Raw genomic sequence first — 25516 nt, forward strand, 5'->3', positions numbered from 1 at the left:
GGAGGGAGGCACGAGCTTCGTGCCTCCCTCCTTCGCTCACCCCACGGCCCGTCGTCCGGGCTGCACGGGCGCTCCGCGCTCCGGCCTCCCGTAATGGGGCCACGCGTACTGCACCCGCATCTCTTTGAGAATCGCCTCCCCCTCTCCGTCGGGGTCCGGGTACGCCTCCCGCATCCTGCGCTCCAGCACTTCGACGACTTCTACGATGTAGCGCTTCGTCTCCTCCGTCGGCAGATCAGCGACGTGCTTCCCCTCGACCTCGCTGATTTCGTCGAGCAGCTGTACCGCCAATTTGTTCTCGGAGAGCGGGCACCCCGTGTCGCGGAGGGTTCCCAGCCGGTCGTGCTGGTAGAGCTGGAGTGTCGCCTCGTACACCGCGTGCACGGCGTCTGCCTCCGGCACCTCGTTCAGGATCTCGAACATGCTCACCTCCGTAATTCGAGGACATCGAAGCACCCGTTCCGCAGGTCCTCGATGCGGTATTCGAGGGAGAGCGGATGGGCGCGCTTGGAAACCGGTACTTCGGGAATTCTGCCCTCCAGCCGGTCGAACGGAATGACGTACAACACGGGTCGGAAATCCGGGATCTTTGCCTCCGCGACGATTCTTTTGATCTCGCGGTGTTGAGCCTTGGTGATAATGCCAGCCGCGAGCTTCGCCTCGGCCCCGTCCCGGATTCCGGCGACGTTTCGCCGGATCGCGTCGCTGTGGAGATCCCCCCGGCGGGTCTCCTCCTCCAGGTTGCGGTAGATCTCGGCCGGGCTGGAGGTCGGTGGGATGTTGAAGTGGCGCGGGGCGGTGATACCGTCGTAGAACGCGGTGCACCAGGCGTAGTGCACGCCGTAGAAGCGCTCCGCGACGGAGTACGCGAGCCAGGTGCTCGCGGAGTAGAGGATGAGGGGCGTTTTCATGCCGCGGAGGCGCTCCAGGACCAGGGGTGGCGTCGTGCCGAACGAGCCATACTATACAGGAGCAACAGGACTTACAAGCGCCCGCCGCAAACCGGTTCGCGCGGTGGCGCAGAGGGGATTTGATCCGCAACCCAGGCGCCTGTATCATCCCCGCACCGGAGCACCTCCTCCTCCAGACGACCGGCATTCGTGAAGATCCTGATCGTGGGCAATGGCGGGCGCGAGCACGCCCTCCTGTGGAAGCTGCGGCGCGACGCACCCGCCGCCGAGTTCTACGTCACCAACCCCAACGGCGGGATGCGCGGGGCCACCGCCCTGCCCCTGGCGCCCGGCGAGATCCAGGCACTCGCCGCTTGGGTGCAGGCCAACGGCGTCGACCTCACCATCGTGGGCCCGGAGGCGCCGCTGGCTGCGGGAATCGCGGACCACTTCGCGGACCGGGGGCTCGCCGTCTTCGGTCCGTGCAAGGCGGCGGCGGAGATCGAGAGCTCCAAGAGCTTCGCCAAGGCGCTGATGAAACGCCACGGCATCCCCACCGCCGACTTCCGCGCCTTCGATCAGCTCCCGGAGGCCGAGGCGTACCTGCGCGAAGTGGGCGCGCCGGTGGTGGTCAAGGCGTCAGGGTTGGCAGCCGGGAAAGGTGTGGTTGTGTGCGAAACGCTGGATCAAGCGTTTACCGCGGTGCGCGAGATGCTCGGGGGCACCGCGTACGGCACTGCGGGTGCCGAGGTGGTGATCGAGGAGTTCATGCGCGGGGAGGAGCTCTCCGTCTTCGCGCTCACGGACGGCACTGACGTCGTCGCCATGCTCCCGGCGCAGGACCACAAGCGCATCGGCGAGGGAGAGACGGGGCCCAACACGGGCGGGATGGGCGCCTACGCGCCGGTTTCGCTCGCCACGCCGGAGCTGATGGAGCGCGTCGAGCGCGACATCCTGCGACCCACGGTCGCGGCGATGGCGGAGGAGGGACGCACCTTCCGCGGCCTGCTGTACGCCGGGCTGATGCTCACCGAGAGCGGGCCGCGCGTGGTGGAGTTCAACTGCCGTTTCGGCGATCCGGAGACGCAGGTCGTCCTCCCCCTGCTCCGCTCCTCGCTGCTGGAGCCGGTGCTGGAGATCGCGCGCGGCGGGAGCATCGCGGGCGCGCGGCTGGAATGGGACCCCGGCGCCGCCGCGTCCACCGTCCTCGCCTCCGCCGGCTACCCGGGCGACTACCCGTCCGGACTCCCCGTGACCATCCCGGCGGACGTCGAGGCCGGGGGTGACGTGATCGTCTTCCACGCAGGTACGCGCGAGGAGGGGGGCGCGCTGGTGACCGCGGGCGGGCGCGTGCTGGCCGTCACGGCGCTGGCGCCCACCGTCGCGGAGGCGGCGCGGCGCAGCCGGGAGGCGGCGGAGCGGATCGTGTTCGAGGGGATGCAGCTACGCCGCGACATCGGGTGGCGCGAGGTGGCACGGGCGGGAGGGGAGCGTGCCTGAGCTTCCCGAAGTCGAAACCATCGTCCGCGACCTGGCGTCGTCGGTACCGGGCCGCACCATCCGAGACGTCGAGGTCTTCCACGCGGACCTGATCGAGGGGGAGCGCGCGGCGGAGTTCGCGGAGGCGCTGCGGGGACGGCGCATCGGCGGGGTCACGAGGCGCGCCAAGAACATCGTCTTCGACCTTGGGCGCGGCGACCGGCTCCTGGTGAACCTGGGGATGACGGGCCGCCTCCTCGTCCCCCGCCGTGGCGACCCACTCCCCACCCACCTTGGCGTGCGGATGACGCTCGGGCGCGGGCGCGAGCTCCTCTACGCGGACACGCGGCGCTTTGGCCGGCTGTGGCGGACGGACGAGTCCGGGTGGAGCGCCTTCGACGGCCGGCTCGGCGTGGAGCCGCTTTCGGACGACTTCAGCGCCGAGCGCCTGTTCGAGATGACGCGCCGCTCCCGCGTGGCCGTGAAGACGTGGCTGATGGACCAGGCGCGCGTGGTGGGAGTCGGGAACATCTATGCGAGCGAAGCGCTATTCCGCGCGGGGGTCGATCCGCGCCGCCCGGCGAACGAGCTGACCCTCGACGACGTGGAGCGCATCCGCCGCGCGACGCAGGAAGTGCTCAGCGAGGCGATCGAGTTCCGGGGCACCACCTTCCTGGATTACCGCGACGCCAGCGGCAATCGCGGCGAGTTCTACGACCGGTTGCGCGTATACGACCGCGAGGGCCAGCCGTGCGCGGCGTGCAACCGCCCGCTGCAGCGCATCGTACAGGCAAATCGATCCACTTTTTTCTGCGAAGACTGCCAGCGGTAGGCCACCCCGCGAACGGGAGCGTGCCGCCGGTGTCCCCGACGGAGCGCCCAAATGCACACCCCCACGACCGAGCCCAAGCTTCGCCCCGCCCGCCGCAAGACGCAGCGCCGCTGGCGCATCCCGCCGGTGCTCACGCAGGGCCCCGAAGTGTTCGAGGGGCTTGGCGTGCTGGACGAGGTGCCCGGCGAGGGTGGCGTCATCCTCTGGCAGGCGCTCCGCGACGCCACGCTCTGGTCCGAAGCGGCTCCCGAAGTCCGCCCCGCCCTCTTCCAGCGGCGCGGGGCGCGCTCCATTCCCTCCCCGGCCCTTCCCCCAGAACTCGCCCCCGCCGTGCGCGACCTGCAGGCGCTCGCCGCCAGCCCCGGGTCGGGCGATCCGGTGCGCATCGCCGCCGCTTGCCGCGCCGTCGCCGAGTGGGCCGACGAGCGGGGCCTGCTGTCCACCGCCCTCGCCTTCTCGCAGGCGTCCGCGATGGCGGATCCGACGGACGCCAAAGCCGCGTACGAGGTGGCGCGCCTGGCCCGCCGCCGCGCCGAAGAGGCCCGCGCCGAGACCTGGTACCGCCGCACCGTCGCCGTCGCCCGGCAGCGGGGGGACTGGGCGACCTACGCACGCGCCTTCCTGGGCCTGGGCTCCCTCCACGCCAGACGCGGGAGCCTCGCGGCCGCTCGCCGCTTCTACATGCGCGCACTTCGCGCCGCCGACAGAAACACTCTTCGCGAGCTGGAAGGAAGAGCACTCCACAAGCTCTTTTTGGCCGCCGCCGAAGGCGGACAGCGGCGCGAGGCGGTGCGCCTCGCCGCCACGGCGCTGGAGCTCTACGGTCCGCACCACCCCCGCACAACTCGGCTCGCGTTCGACGTGGCGCGCCACTGGGTCGCCGGCGGCCACTTCACCCGCGCGCTCCCCATCCTCCGCGCCCTGCAGCGCGACTCCGAAGCGGGGCCCCTGCGCCTCGCCGTACTCTCCGAGCTGGCCCGCGCCGCCGCCGGCACCCACGACGCGGACGGCTTCCTCGACGCCTGGACGCAGGCCTGGGAAGCGGCGCGCGACGAGCCCAAAGCGCCACCACCCGTGCGCGCCATCCTCTCGCTTTCCCGTGCCGCCGCAGCGATGGGCGCCTGGAACAAGGCTGAGTCCGCCGCCCGCCACGCCCTCTCCATCGCCGCCGACGCACGTGGCCGCACCGCCGCCGAGGCCCTCCTCGACGCCGTCACCCGCCGCGCCGCCCCCGCCGCGCCTCAGCCCGCCGAGCCCCCCGAGCTCGCCACCGCTGCGGACACTCTCGCCACCCAACTGGAGCGCGCCCTCACCAGATAAAAACAGCAAAGCCTCACACAGAGAACACAGAGGAAACTACAAGCCGCAGAGAAACCCTCTTGCTGTTCTTTCGGTGCCCCTCTGTGTCTCTGTGTGAGCCCCTTCCGTTCCGCCCTTCCGCGAACGCATCGCGCGCACTATCTTGCCGCGATTCGGTTTTTGTTCTCCGCGGCATCGAGCCCCCGCGTGCCCAAACCCGCCGCACACCCCCTGCGCGACTCCGTGCGCGACGCCCGGAACTTCCCAGGCACCTACCGGTTCCTGGCGCCGGACGGGGAGATCGTGTACGTGGGGAAGTCGAAGCAGATCCGCACCCGCCTCCTCTCCTACTTCCGCGCGCGCCCCGAGGAAAAGGGCTATCGCGTCGTCAACGAGGCGGGCTCCGTCGCGTGGGACTACGAGCCGAGCGAGTTCGCGGCGCTGCTGCGCGAGCTGGAGCTGATCAAGCGCTTCCGCCCGCGCCTCAACGTCCAGCACAAGCGCGACGGGCGTTACTCCTTCCTCAAGCTAACCGGCGGGGCCGTTCCCAAGCTGGCGGTGGTCGCCGCAGTCAGCGACGACCGGGCGGCCTACTACGGCCCCTTCCGCGGCGGACGCCGGGTGATCGAGGCCGTTCGCGAGCTCAACGACGTGCTCGGCTTGCGCGACTGCGCGCTCACCACGCCGATGCGCTTCTCGGACCAGCCGGACCTCTTCGCCTTCGAGCGCACCCCCGGCTGTCACCGCGCCGAGCTGAAGCTGTGCCTGGGCCCCTGCGCCGCGCTCACCACCCAGGCCGAGTACCGCAAGCGGGTGAACCTGCTGCGCTCCTTCCTCAACGGCGATGCGGACGAGCCGCTGGCGTGGCTCAACGCGCGCATGCTGGCCGCGGCGGAGCGGTGGGACTTCGAGTACGCCGCCGCCGTTCGCGAGCGGATCAAACGGCTGGAACGCCTGCGCGACGAGTTCGCCCGCCTGCGCGAGGCGCTGGACACCCTTTCGTTCCTCTATCGCGTCCCCTGCGCGCGCGGCGTGGACCCCCGCGTCTACCTGATCCGGCGGGGCACCGTGCGCGCCGTCGTTTCGGCGCCGGACTCGCAGGCGGAACGGCGGCGGCTGGCGCGATTGGCGGAGGAGCACTTCGGCCAGCCCGAGCCGAACAGCGCGCTCGTTTCCAAGCACCAGGTGGACGAAATCCTCCTGATCGCGCGCTGGTTCCGCATGAATCCACGCGAGCTGGAGGCCACCGTCGCACCCGAGCGCGTAGATGCGGTCCCGCTCAGCGCGTGAGCTCCGCGCGGGTGGCACACGCGTTGCGCCCGCGCAGGGCCGTACCGCGTGCGCGCGGCCCCTGACCATCACAGACCAAGGCATCCAGATGCGGAGCACCCTCCGCACCCTGCTCCTCCTCATCGCCGCCGCGCTCCCGGCGTGCGACGACGCGCGCCCCGAAGCGGCGGCGCTGGCGCCCTCGGACAGCGCGGCACGCCAGGAAGACCCGCGCGCCATCTACGGCGCCACCAGCGCGGAGAACGTCCGCGTCACGCCGGTGGAGATCGAAGTCGCCGACCTCCCGGCCGGGTGGAACGGGATGAAGATCGCCGCCCTCTCCGACTTCCAGCTCGGCCTCTGGCCAGACAACGAGCGCGTCGCCACCGCCGCCGTGCGCCGTGCCCTCGCCGAGAAGCCGGACGTCGTGGTGCTGCTGGGCGACTACGTGGCCCGCGGCGACGACTACGCCGCGCTGGACCGCATCCTGGCGCCGCTGCGGGGGACCCCTGTCTTCGCCGTGCTCGGCCACACGGACGAGGACGACGACACGGACGGCGAGCCGGACAGCGCGCAGATCCGCACGGTGCAGGCGCTGCAGCGCAACGGGGTGCGCGTCCTGCGCAACGCCCGCGCGCCCTTTGGCCGCAACGGCGACACGGCGTACATCGCTGGGGTGGAGCCCTATACGCCGCGACGCCCCGAGTGGCGCCAGGCGGAGATCTACGGCGGCATCCCGGGCGGCCCGCGCACCCCGCTGCTGCTGGCCCACTTCCCCGCCACGGGCCTGTCGCTGCCGACGGACAAGTACGCCGCCGTCCTCACCGGCCACACCTTCTGCGGCCGCATGGAGGTGCCCGGCACACCGCGGCTGACGTGGGTGAACACGGAGCTGTACCCCGGCACCCCCGAGCCGGACAAGCGCCGCATCTTTCGCGTAAAGGGAAGCACGCTCTTCATCACCTGCGGCGTGGGCTACGGCTTCATCCCGGTGCGCTTCGGCTCGCCGCCCGAGGTGGCGATGGTGACGCTGCGCGGCTTCAACACCAAGGCCGCCGCCGACAGCGCCCGCGCCGCCGCCGCCCCCGGCGAGGCCAACCTCGACTCGCTGCTCCAGGCCTACGGCCGCCGCGACACCACCGCCACCCCTGCCGACACCACCGGCGGCGCCGCGCCATGAGCCGGCCGTCGCGAACGCGGAGTACAGCCCGCCGCATCAGCGCGCTCGTTGGGCTCCTTGCGCTGGCCGGGTGCGGCGACCTCCTCGGGGACTATAGGGCGCCGCTCCCCGCCAGGGTGGGACTCGCGGACGAAGAGGTGATCGTGCGCGTCGTCTACAACACGCCGGAGGGGTCGGTCTACTCCTTCTACGTGGATCGCGTGGGGCTGCTCGCCTCGCGGCCGCACAGCATCGACCGAGTGGTCGCCGTGCGCCCCGCCGAGCTGGCGGCGACCGTGGAAGCGCTCCGGCCGCGCGTCGGCGACCGCCTGCGTGTTTCCACCCGCTACCTCTACACCCAGGAGGAGGGGCAGCTCGCATCCGTGGTTCCAGATTGGCCGTTTGACCGATACTTCGAGTACCAGATTGGGCTCCACGCGCTGGAAAAGGTGGAGCGGATCGCACCGTGACCGTGGGTACGTGGACGAAGAGGCCCGGAGCGCAGATGTGCCCCGGGCCTCTACAATTTCGCCTTCACCCGCGGACCCCTCCTTCCCGCCGCACCCGTCCCAGGACCGCCTCCGCCCGCCGCATCACATCCTCCAGCTCCGCCTGGCACTCCAGCGCCACCAGGTGCGCCGCCAGCAGCCGCTGGAGCGCCTCGCGATACTCGGCCTCCAGCGTCGTCATCTCATCCTGATCAAGCGGATTCTGCGCCATCATGGCATACCGTTTCTCACGAACCCGTGTGCATCGGAGGAAATGGTCTCACGCGAAGGCGCGAAGGCGCAAAGAAAGGCTTCCCGTTGTCTTTCCTTCGCGTCTTCTCGGCTTTGCGTGACATCTTGATCCGTTGAGATTGCACAGAAATTTCTGTCAAGACGGTATTATACCATTCGTCATCCAGGTTTGTGCAAAGCCGGAAAAGGAAGTCTCGCGCGGAGGCGCAGAGACGCAGGAGAGAACTGCAACTGCATGGCTCACACAGAGACACAGAGCCACAGAGAGAACCGCAAAAGGTTTTCTCTGTGGCTTTCAGTTCCTTCTGCCTCTGTGTGAGCTTTTCTCTGTTGTTCTCTCCCTGCGTTTCTGCGCCTCTGCGTGAGACGAGCCGGCCAGGGCGCGAAGATCTCTCCGCGCCTCTGCTCCGCGTCTCTGCGCCTCCGCGTGACACCAGAACGATCCTCGCGACCTCACCAGAGCCGGCCGGAACGCGCCTACTGCGGTGCGCTCGCCGGGTCCCTGCGCGTGGGCTGCTGGCACACGGGCCAGGTGCGCGGCCGCCCCTGCTGGTCCGGCGGAAGCTGCGCGAGCCGTGCGCGCGGCAGCTTGTCCGGCTCCTCCGACGCCAGGTACACGAGCATCGCCACCATCGTCGCGTTCCGCCGCACGTCGTCGAAGGCGATCTTGTCGTACGTGTCGCGGTTGGTGTGCCAGGTGTAGGTGCCGTAGTCCCACGACAGCGACCCCAGCCCGAAGCCCGGCGCTCCCGCGCAGATGAACGACGCGTTGTCGCTCCCGCCGCCGCTGGGGAGCCCCGGCGCGTCGATGCGCACCGAGTCCACCAGCAGCCCCGGCATGCGCGAGAACCAGCGGCGGAAGTACGGCTCCACCCCGGTTAGCCCCTGCATCGACACCTGCACGATGCGCCCGGTGCCGTTGTCCTGGTTGAAGAGCGCCTGCAGCCCCTCCACGATGCGCGGGTTGTCCGCCACGAAGCCGCGCGACCCGTTCAGCCCCTGCTCCTCGCCGCTCCAGTGCCCGGAGAGGATGGTGCGCTTCGGGTTGGGATACACCTGCCGCAGGATGCGCATCGCCTCCATCATCACCACGGTGCCGGTGGCGTTGTCCGTCGCGCCGGAGGCCGCGTCCCACGAGTCGAAGTGGGCCGACATCATCACGTACTCGTTCGGCTTCTGGCGCCCGCGGATCTCCGCCAGGACGTTGGAGGCCGGCACGTCGCCCGTGAACTGCGACCCTGCGTCCAGCCGCAGCGTGGGCGACTGGTTGTTCTGCACCATGCGGAAGACGAGCCCGTAGTCCTCGCAGCTCAGGTCCAGCGTGGGGACGCGCTCGGTGCGGGCCTGGAACACCTTGTCCACCCCCCACCCCTGCGACCAGAGGTTGGTCAGGACCCCGACCGCGCCCGCCTGCTCCAACCGCCGCGGCAGGTCACGCGCCGTGCTGCCGGTGGCCTGAAGGCGGCGCGCCCATGCGTTCATGGTTGCGGTGCGCTGGTCCCTCATCCGCTCGAACGTCCCGGGCGGCGCCCACTTCACCCAGTTCTCGTCCGGGCGGCAGGTGGGCTGCGCGGCGGAGATGAGGACGAACTTGCCGCGCACCGCCGAGAGCGCCGCCTGGAACGCGGCCGAGTCCGCGGCTTCGGGGAGCATCACCACGCCCGCAGTGACGGGACCGTTGGTGCCGGGGCTCCACGCCAGCATCGTCCCCTCCAGCGATCGCATTCGCGGCGTCATCAGGTCGACGTGCGTGTGGCCGCGCCGCCAGCCGCGCCAGGTGCCGTACTGCTCCTCGCGCGCGGTGATCCCCCAGTTGCGGTAGGTAGAGATCGCCCACTGCCGCGCGTTCGCCGTCTCGGGCGACCCGGTAAGCCGCGGCCCCAGCGAGTCGGTGAGCACCTGCGCCAGCCGCTCCACCTGCGAGTTCGACATCCCCTCGCGCCAGATGCCCTGGAGGACGGGGTCGGTGGAGGTCCACTCCTGCGCCGCCGCCGGCGAGCCCGCCAGCAGCGCACCCATCACGAACGCGACCGATCGCTTCATCGTACTCCTGTGGTGGAGAGTCGCACTACGGGGGGAGTGCTAAGTGCTAAGTGCTGAGTCCTGAACGGCAGTGCGTGAGTGCGTTTTTTCACTTAGCACTTAGCACTTAGCACTTAGCACTTAGCACTTAGCACTTAGCACTTAGCACTTAGCACTTGATCCCAGCGAAATACCAGACGCGCCGCCCGAGCGCAAGCCGAGCCTACTTCCGTTTGGGATCCAGCTCCACGAGGCGCGCCGTGACCTTCCCGTCCACCAGCTCCGCGAGGGCGACCGTCACGGGATCGCGGAACCGCAGCGGACCCGCGCTACCCGGGTTCACGGCGAGAGTCCCCATCACCTGCCGGATCACCGGCTTGTGCGAGTGGCCGAAGACGACGAGCCCCGCGCCGCTGTACGCCGCCGCGGCCTTCTCGGGCGTGGGGGAGCCGAGCTGCATCCCGTGCAGCACCACCACCGGCACGCCGTCCAGCTCCACGTGCGCCACCTCGGGCACGCGCTTGCGCAGGTCGAAGCTGTCGGTGTTCCCCCAGACGGCGGTCAGCGGCGCGATCGCCTCCAGCTCGGCGAGGATGTCGGCCGCGCCCACATCGCCCGCGTGCAGGATGTGCTCGACCCCGGCGAACACGTCGAACACCTCGCTCCGCAGCAACCCGTGCGTGTCGGAGATGATCCCGATCTTCATGGTCGTACCCGCCGTTGATGGATGCACGCAGGGGCACAGGCTTTCCGCCTATGCCCCCCGTTCGCCGCTCCCCGTTCCTGCTTCCCCGCCGTCCTCCCCGCTCCGCCACCGCCGCCCCAGCGCGTGCTCCACGCCCAGATGATCCAGAACCCGCGCCACGACGAAGTCCACCAGGTCCGCGATCGTCTTCGGCCGGTTGTAGAACCCCGGCGCCGCGGGAAGGATGGTGGCCCCGGCGCGGGTCAGCCGGGTCATGTTCTCCAGGTGGATGAGCGAGAACGGTGTCTCGCGCGGCACCAGAATGAGCGTCCTCCGCTCCTTCAACGCCACGTCCGCCGCGCGCTCCACCAGGTTGCGCGAAGTCCCCGCCGCGATGGAGGCGAGCGTCCCCATGGAGCACGGGCAGATCACCATCCCCCGCGACGGCGCCGAGCCGGACGCCGGCGTGGCGCCGCGGTCGAGCGAGTCGTACAGCTCCACCCGCGACCAGTCACCCGTGGCGGCGCGCAGGGCATCGATCCCGTCGATCTCCGTCTCCTCCGCCAGCAGCCGCAGGCCGTAGCCGGAGACGATCAGCCGGACCGCCGTCCCGGAATCGTTGAGGGCGCGCAGCAGGCGCACGGCGTACGGTGCACCCGACGCGCCCGTGATCCCGAAGACGACCGGCGCGTCCCTCACGCGAGCACCCTTTCCGCGAGCACCATCAGAAAGAACACGACCGAGATGGCGCCGTTCACGTTGAAGAACGCCGCGTCTATCCTGGAGAAATCATCGGCGCGCACCAGGCTCTGCTCGTACACCAGCATCACTCCGATCACCGCCGCCGCCGCGAAGTACAGCGTCCCCAGCCCCGGCACCAGAAACCCGAGCGCCACGAAGAGCGCCGTCGAGAGCACGTGCAGCGTCCTCGATACCGCGAGCGCTCCCCTGGCGCCCAGCGCCGCCGGCACCGAGTGCAGCCCCTCCGCCCGGTCGAACTCCATGTCCTGCAGCGAGTAGAGGATGTCGAAGCCCGCCACCCAGCACAGCACCGCCCCCGCCAGTGCCAGCAGCGCCCCCGCCGGCCGGCTCCACTCCCCCGCGATCGCGAGGTACGCCCCCACCGGCGCGATGGCGAGCGCGAACCCCAGCACCAGGTGCGCCCACCGCGTGAAGCGCTTCGTGTACGAGTAGAAGAGGATCCACCCCAGCGCGAGCGGCGCCAGCATCAGGCAGAGCGGGTTTAGAAGCGCGGCGCACAGGAAAAAGATCCCGCTCGCGACCACCACCGCCGTCGCGGCCTCACCCACCGACAGCTTCCCCGCAGGGATCTCGCGCATCATCGTGCGCGGGTTCCTGGCGTCGATGGCGCGGTCCACGATCCGGTTGAACCCCATCGCCGCGAACCGCGCAGAGGTGAACGCCGTCAGGATCAGGAACACGTCCGCAACCTGAACGGAGTGCTCGTAAGACGCCAGCGTCGCCCCCACCAGCGCGAACGGCAGCGCAAAGATGGTGTGCGGCAGCTTCACCAGGTTCGAAAGGTCGGCCACCTTCCCGCGCCCGCGGACGTGCTGGCCTTCCATGATGCGCTCGGTCACTGTCATCCTTGAACTGCGGCCTCACACAGAGACACAGAGAAAACCGCGAGAAAAGAGGAGAGGTCGCCGATTGCCTCTGTGTTCTTTCCGTACCCCTCTGCGGCTCTGTGTGAAACCAGCTGTTTCAGTCGATCGGCTCAATGCCGAGCCGCGCCCAGATGCCATCGACGTGCGCCTTCACGTCGGCTGACATTTCGATCATCTCGGGCCAGCGGCGGGTGAAGCCCTCCTCGGCCCACTTCCGCGTGCCGTCGATCCCCATCTTGCTGCCAAAGGACGGGTTCTGCGCCGCGTGGTCCAGGTCGTCCACCGGGCCCTTGGTGAACTTCACGTCGCGCTCCGGATCGATGTTGCCGAGCGCGTACCACCACGCCTCCTGCGTGTTCCGCACGTCGATCCCCTCGTCCACCACCACGATCACCTTGGCGAGCGACATCAGCCCCATCCCCCAGAGGCCGTTCATCACCTTGTAGGCGTGCCCCGGGTACTCCTTGCGGATGGAGACGAAGACCAGGTTGTGGAACACGCCCTCGGGAGGCATGTGGTAGTCCACGATCTCCGGCATCGTCAAGCGCGCGAGCGGAAGAAAGATCCGCTCCGTGGCGCCGCCCAGGTACACGTCCTCCACGGGCGGGCGCCCCACCAGCGTGGCGGGGTAGATCGGCTCCTCGCGCAGCGTGACGGTCGTCACGTGGAAGGTGGGGTACGGGTCCTCCAGCGTGTAGAAGCCGGTGTGGTCGCCGAAGGGCCCCTCGATGCGGAGCTCCTCGTCCGTGTCCACGTACCCCTCCAGCACGATCTCCGCCTCGGCGGGGATGGTGAGGTCGGCGGTGATGGCCTTGCAGGTGCGCACCGGGTCGCGCCGCAGGAAGCCGCCGAACAGGTACTCGTCGATCCCCGGCGGCAGCGGCGCGCTGGGCGTGTACATCGTCGCCGGGTCCCCGCCGATCGCGACCACCACGGGCATGCGCCCGCCGCGGGTGCGCTTCCAGGCGCGGTAGTGCGCGGCGCCGCCCTTGTGCCGCTGCCAGTGCATCCCGGTCGAGGTCGGCCCGAACACCTGCATCCGGTACATCCCGATGTTCTGGATCCCGGTCTCCGGGTCCGACGTCACCACCATGGGGAGGGTGATGAAGGGCCCGCCGTCGTGAGGCCAGGTCTTGAGCACGGGGAAGCGCGTCAGGTCGAATTCGCCCTCGCGCAGGATCACCTGCTGGCAGGGAGGCGCGCCCTTGTACGGCCGCGGCGGCACCTTGGTGAACTCGGCGAGCTTGGGGAGCATCGCCATCTTCCCCCACAGCCCCTTGGGGATCTCCGGCTTCACCAGCTCGGCGATGCGGCGCGCGTGCACCTCCACGTCGTCCACCCCCAGCGCCGCGGCCATGCGGCGCCACGACCCGAATATGTTGATGGCCACGGGGATGGGGCTTTCGGTGCCATCCATCAGCACCGGCCGCTCGAACAGGAGCGCCGGCCCCCCGCCGGGAAGCTTCATCGTGCGATCGGTGATCTCCGCCATCTCCAGGTCCACGGAGACGGGCCGCTGGATGCGCACGAGCTGCCCCGTGCGGTCCAGGAAGCGGAGGAAATCCCTGAGGTTCTGATACACCATATCTATGCCTGCTTTCCTTTATCCGTTCGCCACAAACGCAAAGGCGAGGTCGAACGCCTTGCCCAGCGGTTCCCCCCCTCTCCCGATAACGGCGAGGGCGCAGCCCTCTCCTGTTATCGGGGGAGGGGGCCGGGGGGTGAGGGCCTGTTACCCCCGCACGTCCACCTGGTGCGCGATCATCGTCACCAGCCCGTACGACAGGTACGCCACCGCGCCTACCAGCAGGAGCTTGCGCGCCAGACGCATCTGGTACACCCCCACGTCGTCGAACTTCCCCTCCGGCTTCCACATCGACCCCAGACCGCCCGGCCCGCCGCGCGAGTGCCGCGTGTGGGCGATGAGCTGCAGGAGCGCGGACGCGACGCAGCACCCCATGAACGACAGGAGGAGCGTCATCGCGAAGACCTGGAGGGCGCGCGGCATCAGCGCTTCGTTCCCCAGTGCAGCGCCGCGATCCCGCCGGAGAGCGTCGTCCAGCCCACGTCCGCGAAGCCGGCGCGCTCCATTCGCGCGGCGAGCTCCGGCGGCTCCGGAAACTGGCGCACCGACTCGGGGAGGTACGTGTACGCCGAGTCGTGCTTCGACACCAGCCGCCCCACCGCCGGCAGCACGCGCAGGAAGTAGAAGAGGTACAGCCCGCGAAACGGCTGCCACCCCGGCGTGGTGAACTCCAGGATCACGAAGCGCGCCCCCGGCTTCAGCACCCGCGCCGTCTCGCGCAGCCCTACGTCCAGGTCCGCCAGGTTGCGCACCCCGAACCCCACCGTGGCGCCGTCGAACGCCTCGTCTGCGAAGGGAAGGAGCATCGCGTCCGCGCAGGCGGGCTCCACGGGGATCGCGGCCAGCTTGTCCGTACCGTGCTCCAGCATGGCGTAGGTGAAGTCGCTCCCCACCACGCGCCCGGTGAAGCCGGGGCGGCGCGCCAGCTCCACGGACAGGTCCAGCGTCCCCGCGCAGGTGTCCAGGTAGGTGCCCGCGGGGTTGCGCTCCCACCCCAGCCGGTCCACCGCGCGGCGCCGCCACACCCGATCGATGTTGAGCGACAGGAGGTGGTTGAGCAGGTCGTAGCGCGGCGCGATGGACGAGAACATCCGCCGGACGTGCGCGGCCTTCTCCTCGCTGGCCGGAAGCACCGAAGGGCGGACGGGGGTCTGCGGCATACCGTAAATGGGCTCGCGGGTGTAGAATAGACGCGGAAAGGTACCCCCCGCCCCGGTCGCCAGCAAGGCCGCACGCCGCGCCTGAAACTTCCCGCCGGAGGATGCCGTACCCATCGCAAGGAGGTACGGTTTTCACCCCGTTTCCTACGTTGATCGCAACCGCGCTTACGGACCACGAGCTCGTCGCCCTCGCCCAGAAAGGGAGTGAGAAGGCATACCGCGAGCTGCTCGGGCGCTACCAGCGCCCGGTGTTTTCCCTCGTCTACCGCATGCTTCGCGACCGCGAGCAGGCGGAAGACCTGGCGCAGGAGACGTTTGTCCGCGTCTTCAACAACATCGGCCGCTACGACCCGAAGTACAAATTCTCTTCGTGGATCTTCAAGATCGCCACGAACCTGACCATCGACCACATTCGCAAGAAGGAAGTGGCGACGGTCTCGATAGACGGATCGCGCTATGCGGTAACCCCGGACGAGATCGAAGCCTCCACCATCACGGTGGCGAGCGACGACGAGAATCCCGAGGAGCTGCTGGAGGCCAAGGAGCTGGGCGAGTCGATCGAGGGCGCGATCGGCGCCCTTCGCCCGGAGTACCGCACGGCCATCCTGCTGCGCCACGTGGAGGGCCGCGAGTACCAGGAGATCGCCGACATCATGAGCCTCCCGCTCGGCACGGTGAAGACGTTCATCCACCGCGCGCGACATGAACTCAGAGGGAAGCTCGAGCACTTACGGGTATGAACGGAAGTGCTAAGTGCTAAGTGCTAAGTGCTGAACGGCCGCCCCAGGACTTAGGACTTAGGACTTAGCACTCGCAGTTTTGAAACTCAGCTCCATCTACTCCCGTAGGCCCCAACATGAACGCAAGCCGCTGCTGACGAGGACACCGTGACGCAAAACACCGCACACCTTGAACACTGGACGCTGGACGAACTCGCGGAGGGCACGCTCTCGCAGATGGAGCGCGCCCGCGCCGAGTCGCACCTGGCCCAGTGTGCGCTGTGCACGGCCGAGCTGGAAGCATCGAGGGCCGTGATCTCGGCGCTCGCCGCGCTCCCGCGCTTCGCCCCGTCCGCCACATTCGCGGACGCGGTGATGGCCCGCGTGCTCCTTCCGGCCGAAGCGCCGGAGGCGAGCACGGCCAAGGCGCGCCGCCGCTGGCTCCCCGCCACCCGGCGCGGGTGGATGCTGGTGCTCGCGGCGGTGCTCGCCCCGCTGGCGCCCCTCGTCCCCTTCCTGGCCTGGGTGTTCTCGCACCCCGGCGTGAACGCGGGGTCGCTGTGGGCCATCGGGCGCGGGTGGGTGGCCGAGACGGTGTGGGGCACCACCGTCCGCGCGGCGGAGTGGACGCTGCGCAGCGATGCGGCGCGGTGGGTGGTGGAACAGGGCGGGCAGATGCCGGGCGGGTACGCGGGGCTGCTGGCCGTCGTTTTGATGGCGCTACTTGCGATACCCGTCTCCGGATGGGCGATGGTTCGACTCCTTCGGACCCCGACAGGGGAACTGACTCATGCACACTGATCGGATGAACCGCGGGTTCGCGGCCGTCGCATTCGCCGCGCTCGCGGCGCTGCTGGGAACGGCGCACGCCGTGCCCGCCCAGGACACGCTCGAGGCCGGCGCCCGCCCCGCCGCCGAGATCCGCCGCGGAGGCGACCGCATCGTGGTCGGCCGCGACGTGGAGATCGGGCCCGACGAGGTGGTGGAAGGAAAGGTGGTGGTCACCGGCGGCGATCTGGAGGTGCGGGGCCGCGTGCAGGGGAACGTCACCGTCGTCGGCGGCGACCTGCGCATCGTGCGGGGCGCGGCCGTGGGCGGCAGCGTGCAGGTGAGCGGCGGGGACCTGGACAACGCCGGGGTGGTGAACGGCGACGCCCGCGTGCTCGGCGGGCGGCTGGTGAACCACCACGGGCGCGTGCTCGGCGAGATGCGGGTGGAGGGCGGCGAGGAGCGCATGGCCGGCCGCCGCACCGCCGGCGACGGACGCCTGCGCATGAAGAACCGCAGCTTCCTGGGGCAGTTCAGCGACGGGCTCTCGGGGCTTCTTTCCACCATCGCGCTGGGGCTGCTCCTGGCCGGCATCGGCGCGGCGGCGGTCTTCTACGCACACCCGCGGCTGGACCGGGTGAGCGACTCCGTGAGGGCGGACACGCTGCGGGCCGGCGCGCTGGGGGTTGCCACCAGCTTCCTGATCTTCCCGGCGTACGTCGTGGGGGGCGTGATCCTGGTGCTCACCCTCATCGGCATCCCTCTCCTCCTGGTCTTCCTGCCGCTCTTCCCCATCCTGGTGATGGCGGCCGGGGCGTTCGGGCTGGTGGCGGTGGCGCACGCACTGGGCGAGCGCACGGCCGAGCGGCGCGGCAACTGGGACGCGCAGTACCGCAACTCGTACGCGTACGTCTTCACCGGCCTGGCGGTCATGCTGGCCCCCCTGATCGCCGCGAACCTGCTGAAGATGACCGTCTTCCTGGGCTTCGCCGGCGGGCTGCTGGAGTTCCTGGCGAAGATGGGGCTCGCGTTTGCCGCGGCGGTGGGGATCGGGGCGCTCCTCCTGACGCGCGCCGGCGCCGGCGGGCAGTGGCAGTGGCGCCGCACGCGCGACTACGACCCGATCTTCGATGGGCCGGCGGGTGGGAGCGGTACCGGTGTTTGAGCGGATCGCCGGCCCTCGCGTGCGCCGGGCTGCCGGCGCCGCGGCTCTCCTCGCCGCCATCGCGCTCCCGGTTTGGGCGCAGCAGACGTGGCGGACGATGACGTCCGCGCGGCAGGTGGCGGGGGAGCGGCGGCTGGCGGTGGACGTGGAGTACGGGGCCGGGCGCCTGCGGGTACAGCCGGAGCGCGGCAACCTGCTCTACCGCATGGAGATGCGCTACGACGCCCAGTCGGCTTCCCCCGTCACCTCGTACGACCGCCGCACGGGCCGGCTGCGCCTGGGGGCGGAGGGCCGGAAGGGCCGCAACAACCGCGAGGACAGCCGCGGCGAGGGCCGCGCCGACATCGCCCTCACCCCCGCCGTGCCCATGTCGCTGAAGCTGTCCTTCGGCGCCGGCGAGGCGGACGTGAAGCTGGGCGGGCTCGCGCTGGAGGAGCTGGACATCTCCACCGGCGCCAGCGAGACGCGCATCAGCTTCGACCGCCCCAACCGCACCGCGGCCCGCGCCGTGACGCTGGAGGCGGGCGCCGCGAGCCTGGTGGTGACCGGCCTGGCCAACGCGCGCACCCAGCGCATCGACTTCGAGGGCGGCGTCGGCGAGACGACGCTGGACTTCGGCGGCGCGTGGACGCGCGATGCGCGGGCCACGGTCAAGATGGGGCTCGGCTCCGTGACGCTGCGCCTTCCGCGCACGGTCGGCGTGCGGATCGTAAAGGAGTCCTTCCTGGCGTCCTTCGACAGCAATGGGATGGTGAAGCGCGGCAACGCGTGGTACTCGCGCGGCTACGAGCGCGCCCCCCGCAAGCTGGACATCCAAATCGAAGCCGCCCTCGGCTCCATCGAGGTGGACTGGATCGACTGAGGGGCACTCTCCCCCAGCGTCGCTCCGCGATGCATCCCCCTCCCCCAAAACTGCCTGGGGAGGGGGTTTGCGTTTCGCCGCGGCCCGCGTCCAGGTGCTCCGGGTCTGTTGCCGCGTTTCTCGAGCCGGCTTTAGCCGCCTTCCCGTCGTTTCAGCCGGGGGCTTCAGCCCCCGGCGCTTCGTCCGCCGGTAACTGTCACGCCTCCACGAGCGCGGCGACGCGGGCGGCGACTTTGCGGAGGGCCTGGCCAGCGGGGGAATCGGGCTCGGAGACGACGACGGGGACGCCGGAGTCGCCGCCCTGGCGCACGCGCATCTCCAGGGGAACGTCGCCCAGGAACTCGACGCCGGTCTGGCCGGCGAGGCGCGTTCCGCCGGCGCGGCCAAAGATCTCGTAGCGCTCGCCGCAGCAGGGGCAGATGAAGCCGCTCATGTTCTCCACCACGCCAAGGACGCGCGTGTTGGTCTTCTCGAACATCTTGATGCCGCGCAGCACGTCGCCGGTGGAGACGTCCTGCGGGGTGGTCACCATCACCACGCCGTCCAGGCGGAGCGTCTGCACCAGGGAGAGCTGCGCGTCGCCGGTGCCGGGGGGCATGTCGACGATCATCACGTCCAGCTCGCCCCATTCGACCTGTTCGATGAACTGCTTCAGGATGCCGGCGATCATGGGGCCGCGCATGATGGCCGCCTGGTCCGGCTGCAGGAGGAAGCCGAGCGACATCAGGCGGACGCCGTGCGCCTCCAGCGGCAGGAGCTTCTTGTCGTCGGTCACGTGCGGCTGTCGCGTCTCGCCGAACATGATGGGGACGTTGGGGCCGTACACGTCCGCGTCCAGCACCCCCACGCGCCTGCCGCCGGCCGCAAGGGCGGCGGCCAGGTTCACGGCGACGGTGCTCTTCCCCACCCCGCCCTTCCCGGAGGAGACGGCGATGATGCGCTTGACCCGCGGAAGGAGCCCCGAGTTCGGCGTCGGCGCGGGGACGGTGCCGGCGCGCGCGGCGCCCTTTTTCATCGGCGCTCCCGTGGCGGGGAGCGAGATGTCGATCTTGACGCGCTCCACCCCCTCCACGCGCTCGGCGGCGGAGCGGGCCTGGCGCACGAGCGTCCCGGGGTCGTCGGCCTGCAGGGCGAAGCGGAAGCGGACCAGCCCGTCCTCGCCCACGTCCAGCTCGCGGACGCGGCCGGAGGAGACGACGTCCTCGCCGGTGGTGGGGTGGATCACCCGCGTGAGGGCCGCCGCGACGCGCCGGAGGACCTGGTCACGCTGTTCGTTGGTCATAGGAACTGAAAAAAAGTGCGTGAGTGCATGAGTGCGGAAGTGCGTTGGTACGGGCAAGCGCACCGACGCACCAACGCACTCACGCACTTCTGTTAAAAAGCCGGCGCCCATGCGAGCGCCGGCTATCGTCTGTGCGGGCGTCGTTCAGACCGCCTGGACTTCGCGGACTTCCGGAATCACCTGCTTGATCCGCCGCTCGATCCCCTGCTTCACCGTCATCGTCGAGATCGGGCACGAGCTGCACGCGCCCATCAGGCGGAGCTGCACCACGCCCTGTGCGTCGTCGTATCCCACGAACTCCACGTCTCCGCCGTCGCCGCGCAGGGCGGGGCGGATGGTGTCCAGAGTGTCTTCGATCTGCTCGACGATGGTCATGCCGCGGCCGGTTGGGTGAGCGGTGCGCCCTGCACGCCAATGTACCCCACAGCCGGTAAATGGGTCAAGCCGGGCGGGTGTGGCGGAGGGGGCGGCCGGGGAGTAGCTTGTGCGCGGAAAGTGCTAAGTGCTGAGTGCTAAGTGCTGAACAGAGAAGTGCGTGAGTGCGTGAGTGCGTATTACTTAGGACTTAGCACTTAGCACTCAGCACTTCAGTTCCGAACCACCAGGAGACCTCGCATGAACAGCGTTACACAGGTTCCAGCTCCGCGCAACGAGCCGGTGCTGTCGTATGCCCCCGGGAGCCCCGAGCGCGCCGAGCTCAAGGCCGCGCTGGCGCGGATGGCGGGGGAAGAGATCGAGATTCCGCTCATCATCGGGGGCAAGGAAGTCCGCACCGGCAACACCGAGCGCCAGGTGATGCCGCACGACCACGGGCACGTCCTGGCGACGTACCACAAGGCAGGGCCCGACGAGGTCCGCCAGGCGATCCACGCCTCGCGCGAGGCGCAGAAGGAGTGGATGCACTGGCCGTGGGAGGACCGTCTCGCCGTCTTCCAGCGCGCCGCGGAGCTGCTGGCCACGCGCTACCGCCCCGTGCTCAACGCCGCCACCATGCTGGGGCAGAGCAAGACGGCGTACCAGGCCGAGATCGACAGCGCCTGCGAGCTGATCGACTTCTGGCGCTGGAACACCCACTTCGCCGAAAAGATCTACAGCGAGCAGCCCGTGTCCGGCCCCGGGATGTGGAACCGGATGGACCACCGCCCGCTCGAGGGGTTCATCTACGCCGTCACCCCGTTCAACTTCACCGCCATCGGCGGGAACCTCCCCACCGCGCCGGCGATGATGGGGAACGTGGCGCTCTGGAAGCCGTCCAACGCGGCGGTCTACAGCAACTACTACATCATGAAGATCCTGCAGGAGGCCGGGCTTCCGGACGGGGTCATCAACTTCATCCCGGGCGACCCGGGGCCGATCACCGACATCCTGGTGGCGCACCGCGACCTGGCCGGCATCCACTTCACCGGCTCCACATCCGTCTTTCACACGCTCTGGAAGACGGTGGGGGAACGCATCGCGTCGTACAAGAGCTACCCGCGGCTGGTGGGCGAGACGGGGGGCAAGGACTTCATCCTGGCCCACGCCAGCGCCGACGTAGACGCGCTCGCCACCGCCATCGTGCGCGGCGGCTTCGAGTACCAGGGCCAGAAGTGCAGCGCCGCGTCGCGCGTCTTCGTGCCGGACTCCATCTGGCCGCAGGTGCGCGAGCGGACGGTGGAGATGCTGTCGAAGATCCGCGTGGGCGACGTGCGCGACTTCCGCAACTTCATGGGCGCGGTGATCGACCGGAAGGCGTTCGACAAGATCACCGGCTACATCCAGCACGCCAAGGAATCGAAGGGGATCGAGATCATCCACGGCGGCACCTCGGACGACTCGAAGGGCTACTTCATCGACCCCACGCTGGTGCAGGTGGAGGATTCCGCCTACCGGCTGATGTGCGAGGAGGTGTTCGGCCCGGTGCTCGCGCTGCACGTGTACCCGGAGCGCGACTGGGAGCGGATCATGGACGTGGTGGACGCCGGCACCCCGTACGCGCTCACGGGCGCCGTCTTCTCCAACGAGCGCAAGCCGATCGTGGAGGCCGACCGCCGGCTGCGCAACTCCGCCGGCAACTTCTACATCAACGACAAGCCCACCGGGGCCGTCGTCGGCCAGCAGCCCTTTGGCGGCGGGCGCGCGAGCGGCACCAACGACAAGGCGGGCTCCGTGCTCAACATGGTGCGCTGGATCAGCCCGCGCGCCATCAAGGAGACGTTGGCGCCGGCGCAGCGCTTCGAATACCCCTTCATGGACGCGGAGTAGCTTCTGGTGGCGGAAGAGAAACCTCCCCTCCGGCGTCGCGCGCCGGAGGGGAGGTTTCTTGCTTCACCTTCGAGCCGCTCCCTGAACTCGGAACGGCTCACGTTCTCAACCCTGGCCAGCCGTTCAGGGGCGGAAGCGGAAGCCCAGCTGGAAGATCCAGTCGTTCTGCTGCTGATCCGTGTTGCCGGTGGCGCGGATCGGAAGCGAGCGCGCGTTGAAGGTGCTGGGAAGCCAGCGCGCTTCCGCCGTCATCGTCACCGGACCCTCGCCCGCCGAGAGACCGAGCCCCAGGTCGCCGGTCAGGTTCCCTACCCGGTCGTCTTGCTCGGCCAGGTCGAACTTGTAGCTCTTCACCCCGATCCCAAGGCGCGCGCTCGGACGAATCGAGGTCCGGCCCAACTGGCGCGACAGCATTACGCCGGCAGTGGGGATGAGGATGTTGGTGCGAGAAGAGGCGCCGTTCACCTGGTTGGACTCCAGGGCGCCGCTCAGAACCAGCCGCGGCTGGGCGTAGGTGAGGCCGCCGTACAGCGTGGCCCACGACCGCGCCGCGTACCCCAGCTCCAGCGTGGTGGCGGTCGCCGACTCCAGCTCCACGTCCGGATTCCGCGTGTCGTCCACCGCGATCACCGGCAGCATGGGCGTGAACGATCCCAGCGAGGTGTTGATCCGCAGCGCGCTCTGCGCCGAAGCGGTGCTCGCTACACACACGAGTGCGAGCACACCGAAAAAGCGTTTCATGAACTCCCGTGACGAGAGTGGTTGGCTTCGCTACATGCGGGCGGGGCAGAGCGCCCCGCCCGAGGGACACCGGAGTATGTCTCAGGGCGTGAAGACGACGCTCACGCTTCGCGACACCGCGGGCTGGCTGCCCGTGGCTGGGCGCGTCGCGGTGAAGGTCGACGTGCCGGTCGTGGACGAGCGGATGCACGTGTACTCGATCGCAGGGCCGCCGCCCGGGGGGAAGGCGAAGTTGTCGCCACAGGTGCGGACAGCCGGCGGGGTCACCGCGAACGTGAGGTCTTCGTTCGTGCGGTTGCCGAACTGGTCCTCACCGGTGGCGCCGATGAACAGCGTCGTGTTGACGCGCGCCGAAATCGAGCTCCCCGTGATCGGCGTAGCGTTGCCGCTGAACTGATCGGCCAGCAGCTGCAGCGTCAGGGTCGCGGTCGGTCCCGGGGTCACGTTGACGCTGACCGACCGGGTGATCGCCGCGCCGTTCGGCAGCGTGGTGGCGAACGAGATGGTCTGGAAGCTCCCCGCGTCGCGGAGGTTGGTCGGCAGCGTGTACTGCACGGTGGCGTTGCCGTTGGCGTCGGTCACTACGCTGGTGGCCGAAAGGCGGCCCGCGGTAACGTCGAAGTTCACCGTGGTCCCGGCTATCGGATTCCCGGCTTCATCCGTCACCCGCACCGTGTACGGAACGGTGCTGCCCGCCTGAGCCTGCGTGACCGGATTGACGAAGTTCGCCCTCGAGTTGGCGGCGGCCACGATCACCCGCACGCTGTCCGACACGCCCTCGGCCGACACGGTCACCATGGTGCGCCCGGGGAAATTCCCCCGGATGATGAGGCGGCACGGGTTGAACCCCTGGGTGACGTTCGCCACCGTGCGATCCGTCGCGGTGATGGTCAGGTTCGGGCACGTCGACACACCGCCCGCGGTGAAGGAACGCACCAGAAGCTCGACCGGCGGGCTGTTCACGTCGATCACCACGGAGTCGCCCGCCACGTCGAGAGTACGGATAAAGGCGCTCTCGTTGCGGGCCACGATGATGCGGGTGGTCGCCGTGACCTGGCCGAACGTCGCCGTGATGTTGGTGGTGCCCGGCGACACGGCGCGCACAGTCCCGCTGGCATCGACCGTCGCCACCGACGGATCTTGCGAGACGAACACCGCCTGGGCGTTCGTCATCACCTGACCGTTCTGGTCCAGCACCTGTGCGGGGATCGTCGCCGTTCCACCCACCACCAGGCGAATCTCGGCGGGCGTGCTCGCGAACGAAGTCGCTTCGGGGAGGTCAGGGAGGGTCACCGGCGACTCGTCGCAGGCGGCCATCCCGATCGCCAGCAGCGCGACGGGGAACCACTTTCCTGCATTGCGGAACATACACGTCCTCAGGGTCTAGGTTGACGTAGCCGGCCGGGTCCGGCGGGAAATGTACCCGGGGGTTCAGTCAGCACGCGGAGAAGGACCGTGCACATGTTTGGCGCCACACTGCGGAGCAATAACAACGGGATAGTAATTGGCGGCGGCGGTGCGCACAAGCTGCCTCTGAAACAGGCGGACTCTCCAGCACGACGGAGCTCCCGTGGGCCGCGACGCGTGCGCCGTACCGCAAGATCATCTACGGCGTGCCCGGGCGCGGTGGGACTCCGACGCACCGCACCGCCCGGGATGCATGAAGGCTGTCGCGATGAAGCCGGACATGCGGAAAACCCACACGTGTTTTCGTGCGCCGACCGCGTGCAGTCCTTTTTGGCGTTCGGGGGCCTTCGAGTTTCTGCTGCGTCGTTGCGCATGGCGCACCGAGCGGCTATCCGTTCGTGCAGAGCGTTCCGCGGCTCCCATCTCAACACCTGGACACCATGCTTCGAGCACGATTCGGCCCGCGCGCGTGGATGCTGTGCCTCCTCGTCCTCGCCCCCGTACCGCTGGCGGCGCAGGCGCGCGTCGCGACGCTGGATGCGGTGCGGCTCCGCGCCACCCCCGCCGCGACCGGGGCGGCCGTGCGCACCCTGGACATCGCGATGCCGCTGACGGTGGAGGGTGCCGCCGCGGGCGAGTGGGTGCGCGTGCGCACGGCAGATGGCGCGCGCGGGTGGGTGCGGCGCGACCTGACGGTGCCGTACGACGCGGCGAACCCGCTCCCGGCGCTGCGCAGGATCACGGCGCGCTCGGTGGCGCAGGAGCAGGCGCCCTTTGCCACCCGCGCGCGGCTGGTGAACGTGCTCACCGATGCGGCGGCCGCGGCCGCAGCGCCCGCGGCCAGGGGCGAGCTCGGGCTGCTGCGCCTGCGCGCCCTCCAGAAGGCGCTGGACGAGCACGCGCGCACGTCGCAGGGCGGCTCCGACGCGCGCCCGCTGCGCGACGGCCGCATCCGCGCGGACAGCAGCGAGATCGCGTACGGTGAGCCGCAGGGGCAGTGGTACGTCACCGCCGACGCCTTCTGGGCGCTGCAGAGGCGGTATCGCGCTCTGCCGATCGGCGAGGCGATTGCGTGGGAGGCGGCCACCCAGCAGCTCCCCGGCGAGTGCGAGGGGGACCCGACCTGCCTCTTCGGCCTCGCGGAGATCACCGTGGCGCGCTACCTGTCGCTGTACCCGCGCGGCGCGCACGCACCGGCCGCGCTGCGGAGGATGGTGGAAGTGCTTGGCTGGGTGGAAGAGCAGTCGCGCGGTCTCGAGGCGCGGTTCTGCACAAAGACGGGCGCGGACTACACCGTGAAGGCGGACCGCATCGCCGCCCTCGGCCGCACCGTGGACGCCTCCGCCGGCGCGGACAAGGCTCGCGCCGCCACCCTCGTACGCACCCTGGCGCGGCGCTGCGGCTGAGTCGCGGCGGAGCGGGCGCCGTCGCGCGCCCCTTCCTTTTGTCATCCTGAGCGACGCGCCTCCCCGTCCTCGCCGCGCCGCCGATGCCTGGCGCGGAGCGAGGGATCTACTGCGCGTGCCGAGAGGCCGGAGCGCGGCGAGGAGTTCGAGGAGGCGGCTCTGATCTTGCCACCG

26 protein-coding genes are annotated in these 25516 nt (G+C 69.7%); 12 read left to right on the forward strand and 14 right to left on the reverse strand.

The features are described from left to right. Positions 1-36: 36 nt before the first annotated feature. Entirely contained in the window at positions 37-423 is a 387-nt protein-coding gene (locus VF584_09085; protein ID HEX8210331.1) for a hypothetical protein, read from the reverse strand. A gap of 2 nt (positions 424-425) precedes the next feature. After that, positions 426-911 (reverse strand): hypothetical protein, encoded by a 486-nt coding sequence (locus VF584_09090; GenBank protein ID HEX8210332.1) that lies wholly within the window; start codon positions 909-911, stop codon positions 426-428. Between the two features lie 189 nt (positions 912-1100). Between VF584_09090 and purD the strand changes: the two genes are divergently transcribed. The 6 genes from purD to VF584_09120 all read left to right on the forward strand — a co-directional run bounded on the left by purD (position 1101) and on the right by VF584_09120 (position 7398). After that, positions 1101-2390: a phosphoribosylamine--glycine ligase gene (purD, locus tag VF584_09095; protein ID HEX8210333.1), complete on the forward strand. Its 1290-nt coding sequence runs from the start codon at positions 1101-1103 to the stop codon at positions 2388-2390. Then, positions 2383-3201: a bifunctional DNA-formamidopyrimidine glycosylase/DNA-(apurinic or apyrimidinic site) lyase gene (gene mutM / locus VF584_09100; GenBank protein ID HEX8210334.1), complete on the forward strand. Its 819-nt coding sequence runs from the start codon at positions 2383-2385 to the stop codon at positions 3199-3201. Before purD ends, mutM begins: the two co-directional genes overlap by 8 nt. A 51-nt stretch (positions 3202-3252) precedes the next feature. Further along, positions 3253-4521, forward strand: a complete 1269-nt coding sequence (locus VF584_09105; GenBank protein ID HEX8210335.1) for a hypothetical protein — start codon at positions 3253-3255, stop codon at positions 4519-4521. 186 nt (positions 4522-4707) lie between these two features. Beyond that, complete coding sequence (locus tag VF584_09110) at positions 4708-5790, forward strand: GIY-YIG nuclease family protein (protein ID HEX8210336.1); 1083 nt, start codon at positions 4708-4710, stop codon at positions 5788-5790. 88 nt (positions 5791-5878) lie between these two features. Next, positions 5879-6949 (forward strand): metallophosphoesterase, encoded by a 1071-nt coding sequence (locus VF584_09115; GenBank protein ID HEX8210337.1) that lies wholly within the window; start codon positions 5879-5881, stop codon positions 6947-6949. Beyond that, positions 6946-7398: a hypothetical protein gene (locus VF584_09120; GenBank protein HEX8210338.1), complete on the forward strand. Its 453-nt coding sequence runs from the start codon at positions 6946-6948 to the stop codon at positions 7396-7398. The genes VF584_09115 and VF584_09120 overlap by 4 nt, the downstream gene beginning before the upstream one ends. Positions 7399-7462: 64 nt before the next feature. Here VF584_09120 and VF584_09125 read toward each other — a convergent pair whose 3' ends face one another. The 8 genes from VF584_09125 to VF584_09160 all read right to left on the reverse strand — a co-directional run bounded on the left by VF584_09125 (position 7463) and on the right by VF584_09160 (position 14748). Further along, a complete protein-coding gene (locus VF584_09125; protein HEX8210339.1) occupies positions 7463-7618 on the reverse strand; it encodes a hypothetical protein in 156 nt (51 codons plus the stop codon). Between the two features lie 527 nt (positions 7619-8145). Further along, positions 8146-9711 carry a M28 family peptidase gene (locus VF584_09130; GenBank protein HEX8210340.1) on the reverse strand — a complete coding sequence of 522 codons (1566 nt, stop codon included), beginning with the start codon at positions 9709-9711 and terminating at the stop codon, positions 8146-8148. A gap of 202 nt (positions 9712-9913) precedes the next feature. Next, on the reverse strand, positions 9914-10396 hold the full coding sequence (locus VF584_09135) for a metallophosphoesterase family protein (protein ID HEX8210341.1): 483 nt from the start codon (positions 10394-10396) through the stop codon (positions 9914-9916). Positions 10397-10444: 48 nt separating this feature from the next. After that, positions 10445-11074: a flavin prenyltransferase UbiX gene (locus VF584_09140; GenBank protein ID HEX8210342.1), complete on the reverse strand. Its 630-nt coding sequence runs from the start codon at positions 11072-11074 to the stop codon at positions 10445-10447. Beyond that, entirely contained in the window at positions 11071-11982 is a 912-nt protein-coding gene (locus VF584_09145; protein ID HEX8210343.1) for a UbiA-like polyprenyltransferase, read from the reverse strand. The genes VF584_09140 and VF584_09145 overlap by 4 nt, the downstream gene beginning before the upstream one ends. A gap of 118 nt (positions 11983-12100) precedes the next feature. Next, positions 12101-13588 (reverse strand): menaquinone biosynthesis decarboxylase, encoded by a 1488-nt coding sequence (locus VF584_09150; protein ID HEX8210344.1) that lies wholly within the window; start codon positions 13586-13588, stop codon positions 12101-12103. Between the two features lie 147 nt (positions 13589-13735). Beyond that, complete coding sequence (locus VF584_09155; GenBank protein HEX8210345.1) at positions 13736-14011, reverse strand: hypothetical protein; 276 nt, start codon at positions 14009-14011, stop codon at positions 13736-13738. Beyond that, the gene (locus VF584_09160) at positions 14011-14748 is read right to left on the reverse strand and encodes a class I SAM-dependent methyltransferase (GenBank protein ID HEX8210346.1); all 738 of its coding nucleotides are present in this window, start codon (positions 14746-14748) and stop codon (positions 14011-14013) included. Before VF584_09160 ends, VF584_09155 begins: the two co-directional genes overlap by 1 nt. 149 nt (positions 14749-14897) lie before the next feature. Between VF584_09160 and VF584_09165 the strand changes: the two genes are divergently transcribed. From VF584_09165 to VF584_09180, 4 genes are all read left to right on the forward strand, one after another. Beyond that, positions 14898-15488: a sigma-70 family RNA polymerase sigma factor gene (locus VF584_09165; GenBank protein HEX8210347.1), complete on the forward strand. Its 591-nt coding sequence runs from the start codon at positions 14898-14900 to the stop codon at positions 15486-15488. Positions 15489-15635: 147 nt separating this feature from the next. Beyond that, positions 15636-16268 carry a hypothetical protein gene (locus tag VF584_09170; protein HEX8210348.1) on the forward strand — a complete coding sequence of 211 codons (633 nt, stop codon included), beginning with the start codon at positions 15636-15638 and terminating at the stop codon, positions 16266-16268. Beyond that, a complete protein-coding gene (locus VF584_09175; GenBank protein ID HEX8210349.1) occupies positions 16258-17400 on the forward strand; it encodes a polymer-forming cytoskeletal protein in 1143 nt (380 codons plus the stop codon). Before VF584_09170 ends, VF584_09175 begins: the two co-directional genes overlap by 11 nt. Further along, positions 17393-18262: a LiaF domain-containing protein gene (locus tag VF584_09180; GenBank protein HEX8210350.1), complete on the forward strand. Its 870-nt coding sequence runs from the start codon at positions 17393-17395 to the stop codon at positions 18260-18262. The genes VF584_09175 and VF584_09180 overlap by 8 nt, the downstream gene beginning before the upstream one ends. 196 nt (positions 18263-18458) lie before the next feature. On the opposite strand, the gene VF584_09185 is transcribed toward VF584_09180, so the two are convergent. Further along, positions 18459-19544 carry an Mrp/NBP35 family ATP-binding protein gene (locus VF584_09185; protein ID HEX8210351.1) on the reverse strand — a complete coding sequence of 362 codons (1086 nt, stop codon included), beginning with the start codon at positions 19542-19544 and terminating at the stop codon, positions 18459-18461. A gap of 144 nt (positions 19545-19688) precedes the next feature. Further along, positions 19689-19913 (reverse strand): NifU family protein, encoded by a 225-nt coding sequence (locus VF584_09190; protein HEX8210352.1) that lies wholly within the window; start codon positions 19911-19913, stop codon positions 19689-19691. Positions 19914-20159: 246 nt separating this feature from the next. Between VF584_09190 and pruA the strand changes: the two genes are divergently transcribed. Continuing rightward, positions 20160-21788 carry an L-glutamate gamma-semialdehyde dehydrogenase gene (pruA, locus tag VF584_09195; protein ID HEX8210353.1) on the forward strand — a complete coding sequence of 543 codons (1629 nt, stop codon included), beginning with the start codon at positions 20160-20162 and terminating at the stop codon, positions 21786-21788. A 123-nt stretch (positions 21789-21911) separates the two neighbouring features. Here pruA and VF584_09200 read toward each other — a convergent pair whose 3' ends face one another. Beyond that, the gene (locus VF584_09200; protein ID HEX8210354.1) at positions 21912-22529 is read right to left on the reverse strand and encodes a hypothetical protein; all 618 of its coding nucleotides are present in this window, start codon (positions 22527-22529) and stop codon (positions 21912-21914) included. An 81-nt stretch (positions 22530-22610) separates the two neighbouring features. Then, positions 22611-23897, reverse strand: coding sequence for an Ig-like domain-containing protein (locus VF584_09205; protein HEX8210355.1), 1287 nt, complete (start codon positions 23895-23897; stop codon positions 22611-22613). A 479-nt stretch (positions 23898-24376) separates the two neighbouring features. Here VF584_09205 and VF584_09210 point away from each other — a divergent pair, with 479 nt between their 5' ends. Continuing rightward, on the forward strand, positions 24377-25342 hold the full coding sequence (locus VF584_09210) for an SH3 domain-containing protein (GenBank protein ID HEX8210356.1): 966 nt from the start codon (positions 24377-24379) through the stop codon (positions 25340-25342). Positions 25343-25516 lie beyond the last annotated feature (174 nt).

The organism is Longimicrobium sp. (assembly GCA_036389135.1).
Classification (GTDB): domain Bacteria; phylum Gemmatimonadota; class Gemmatimonadetes; order Longimicrobiales; family Longimicrobiaceae; genus Longimicrobium.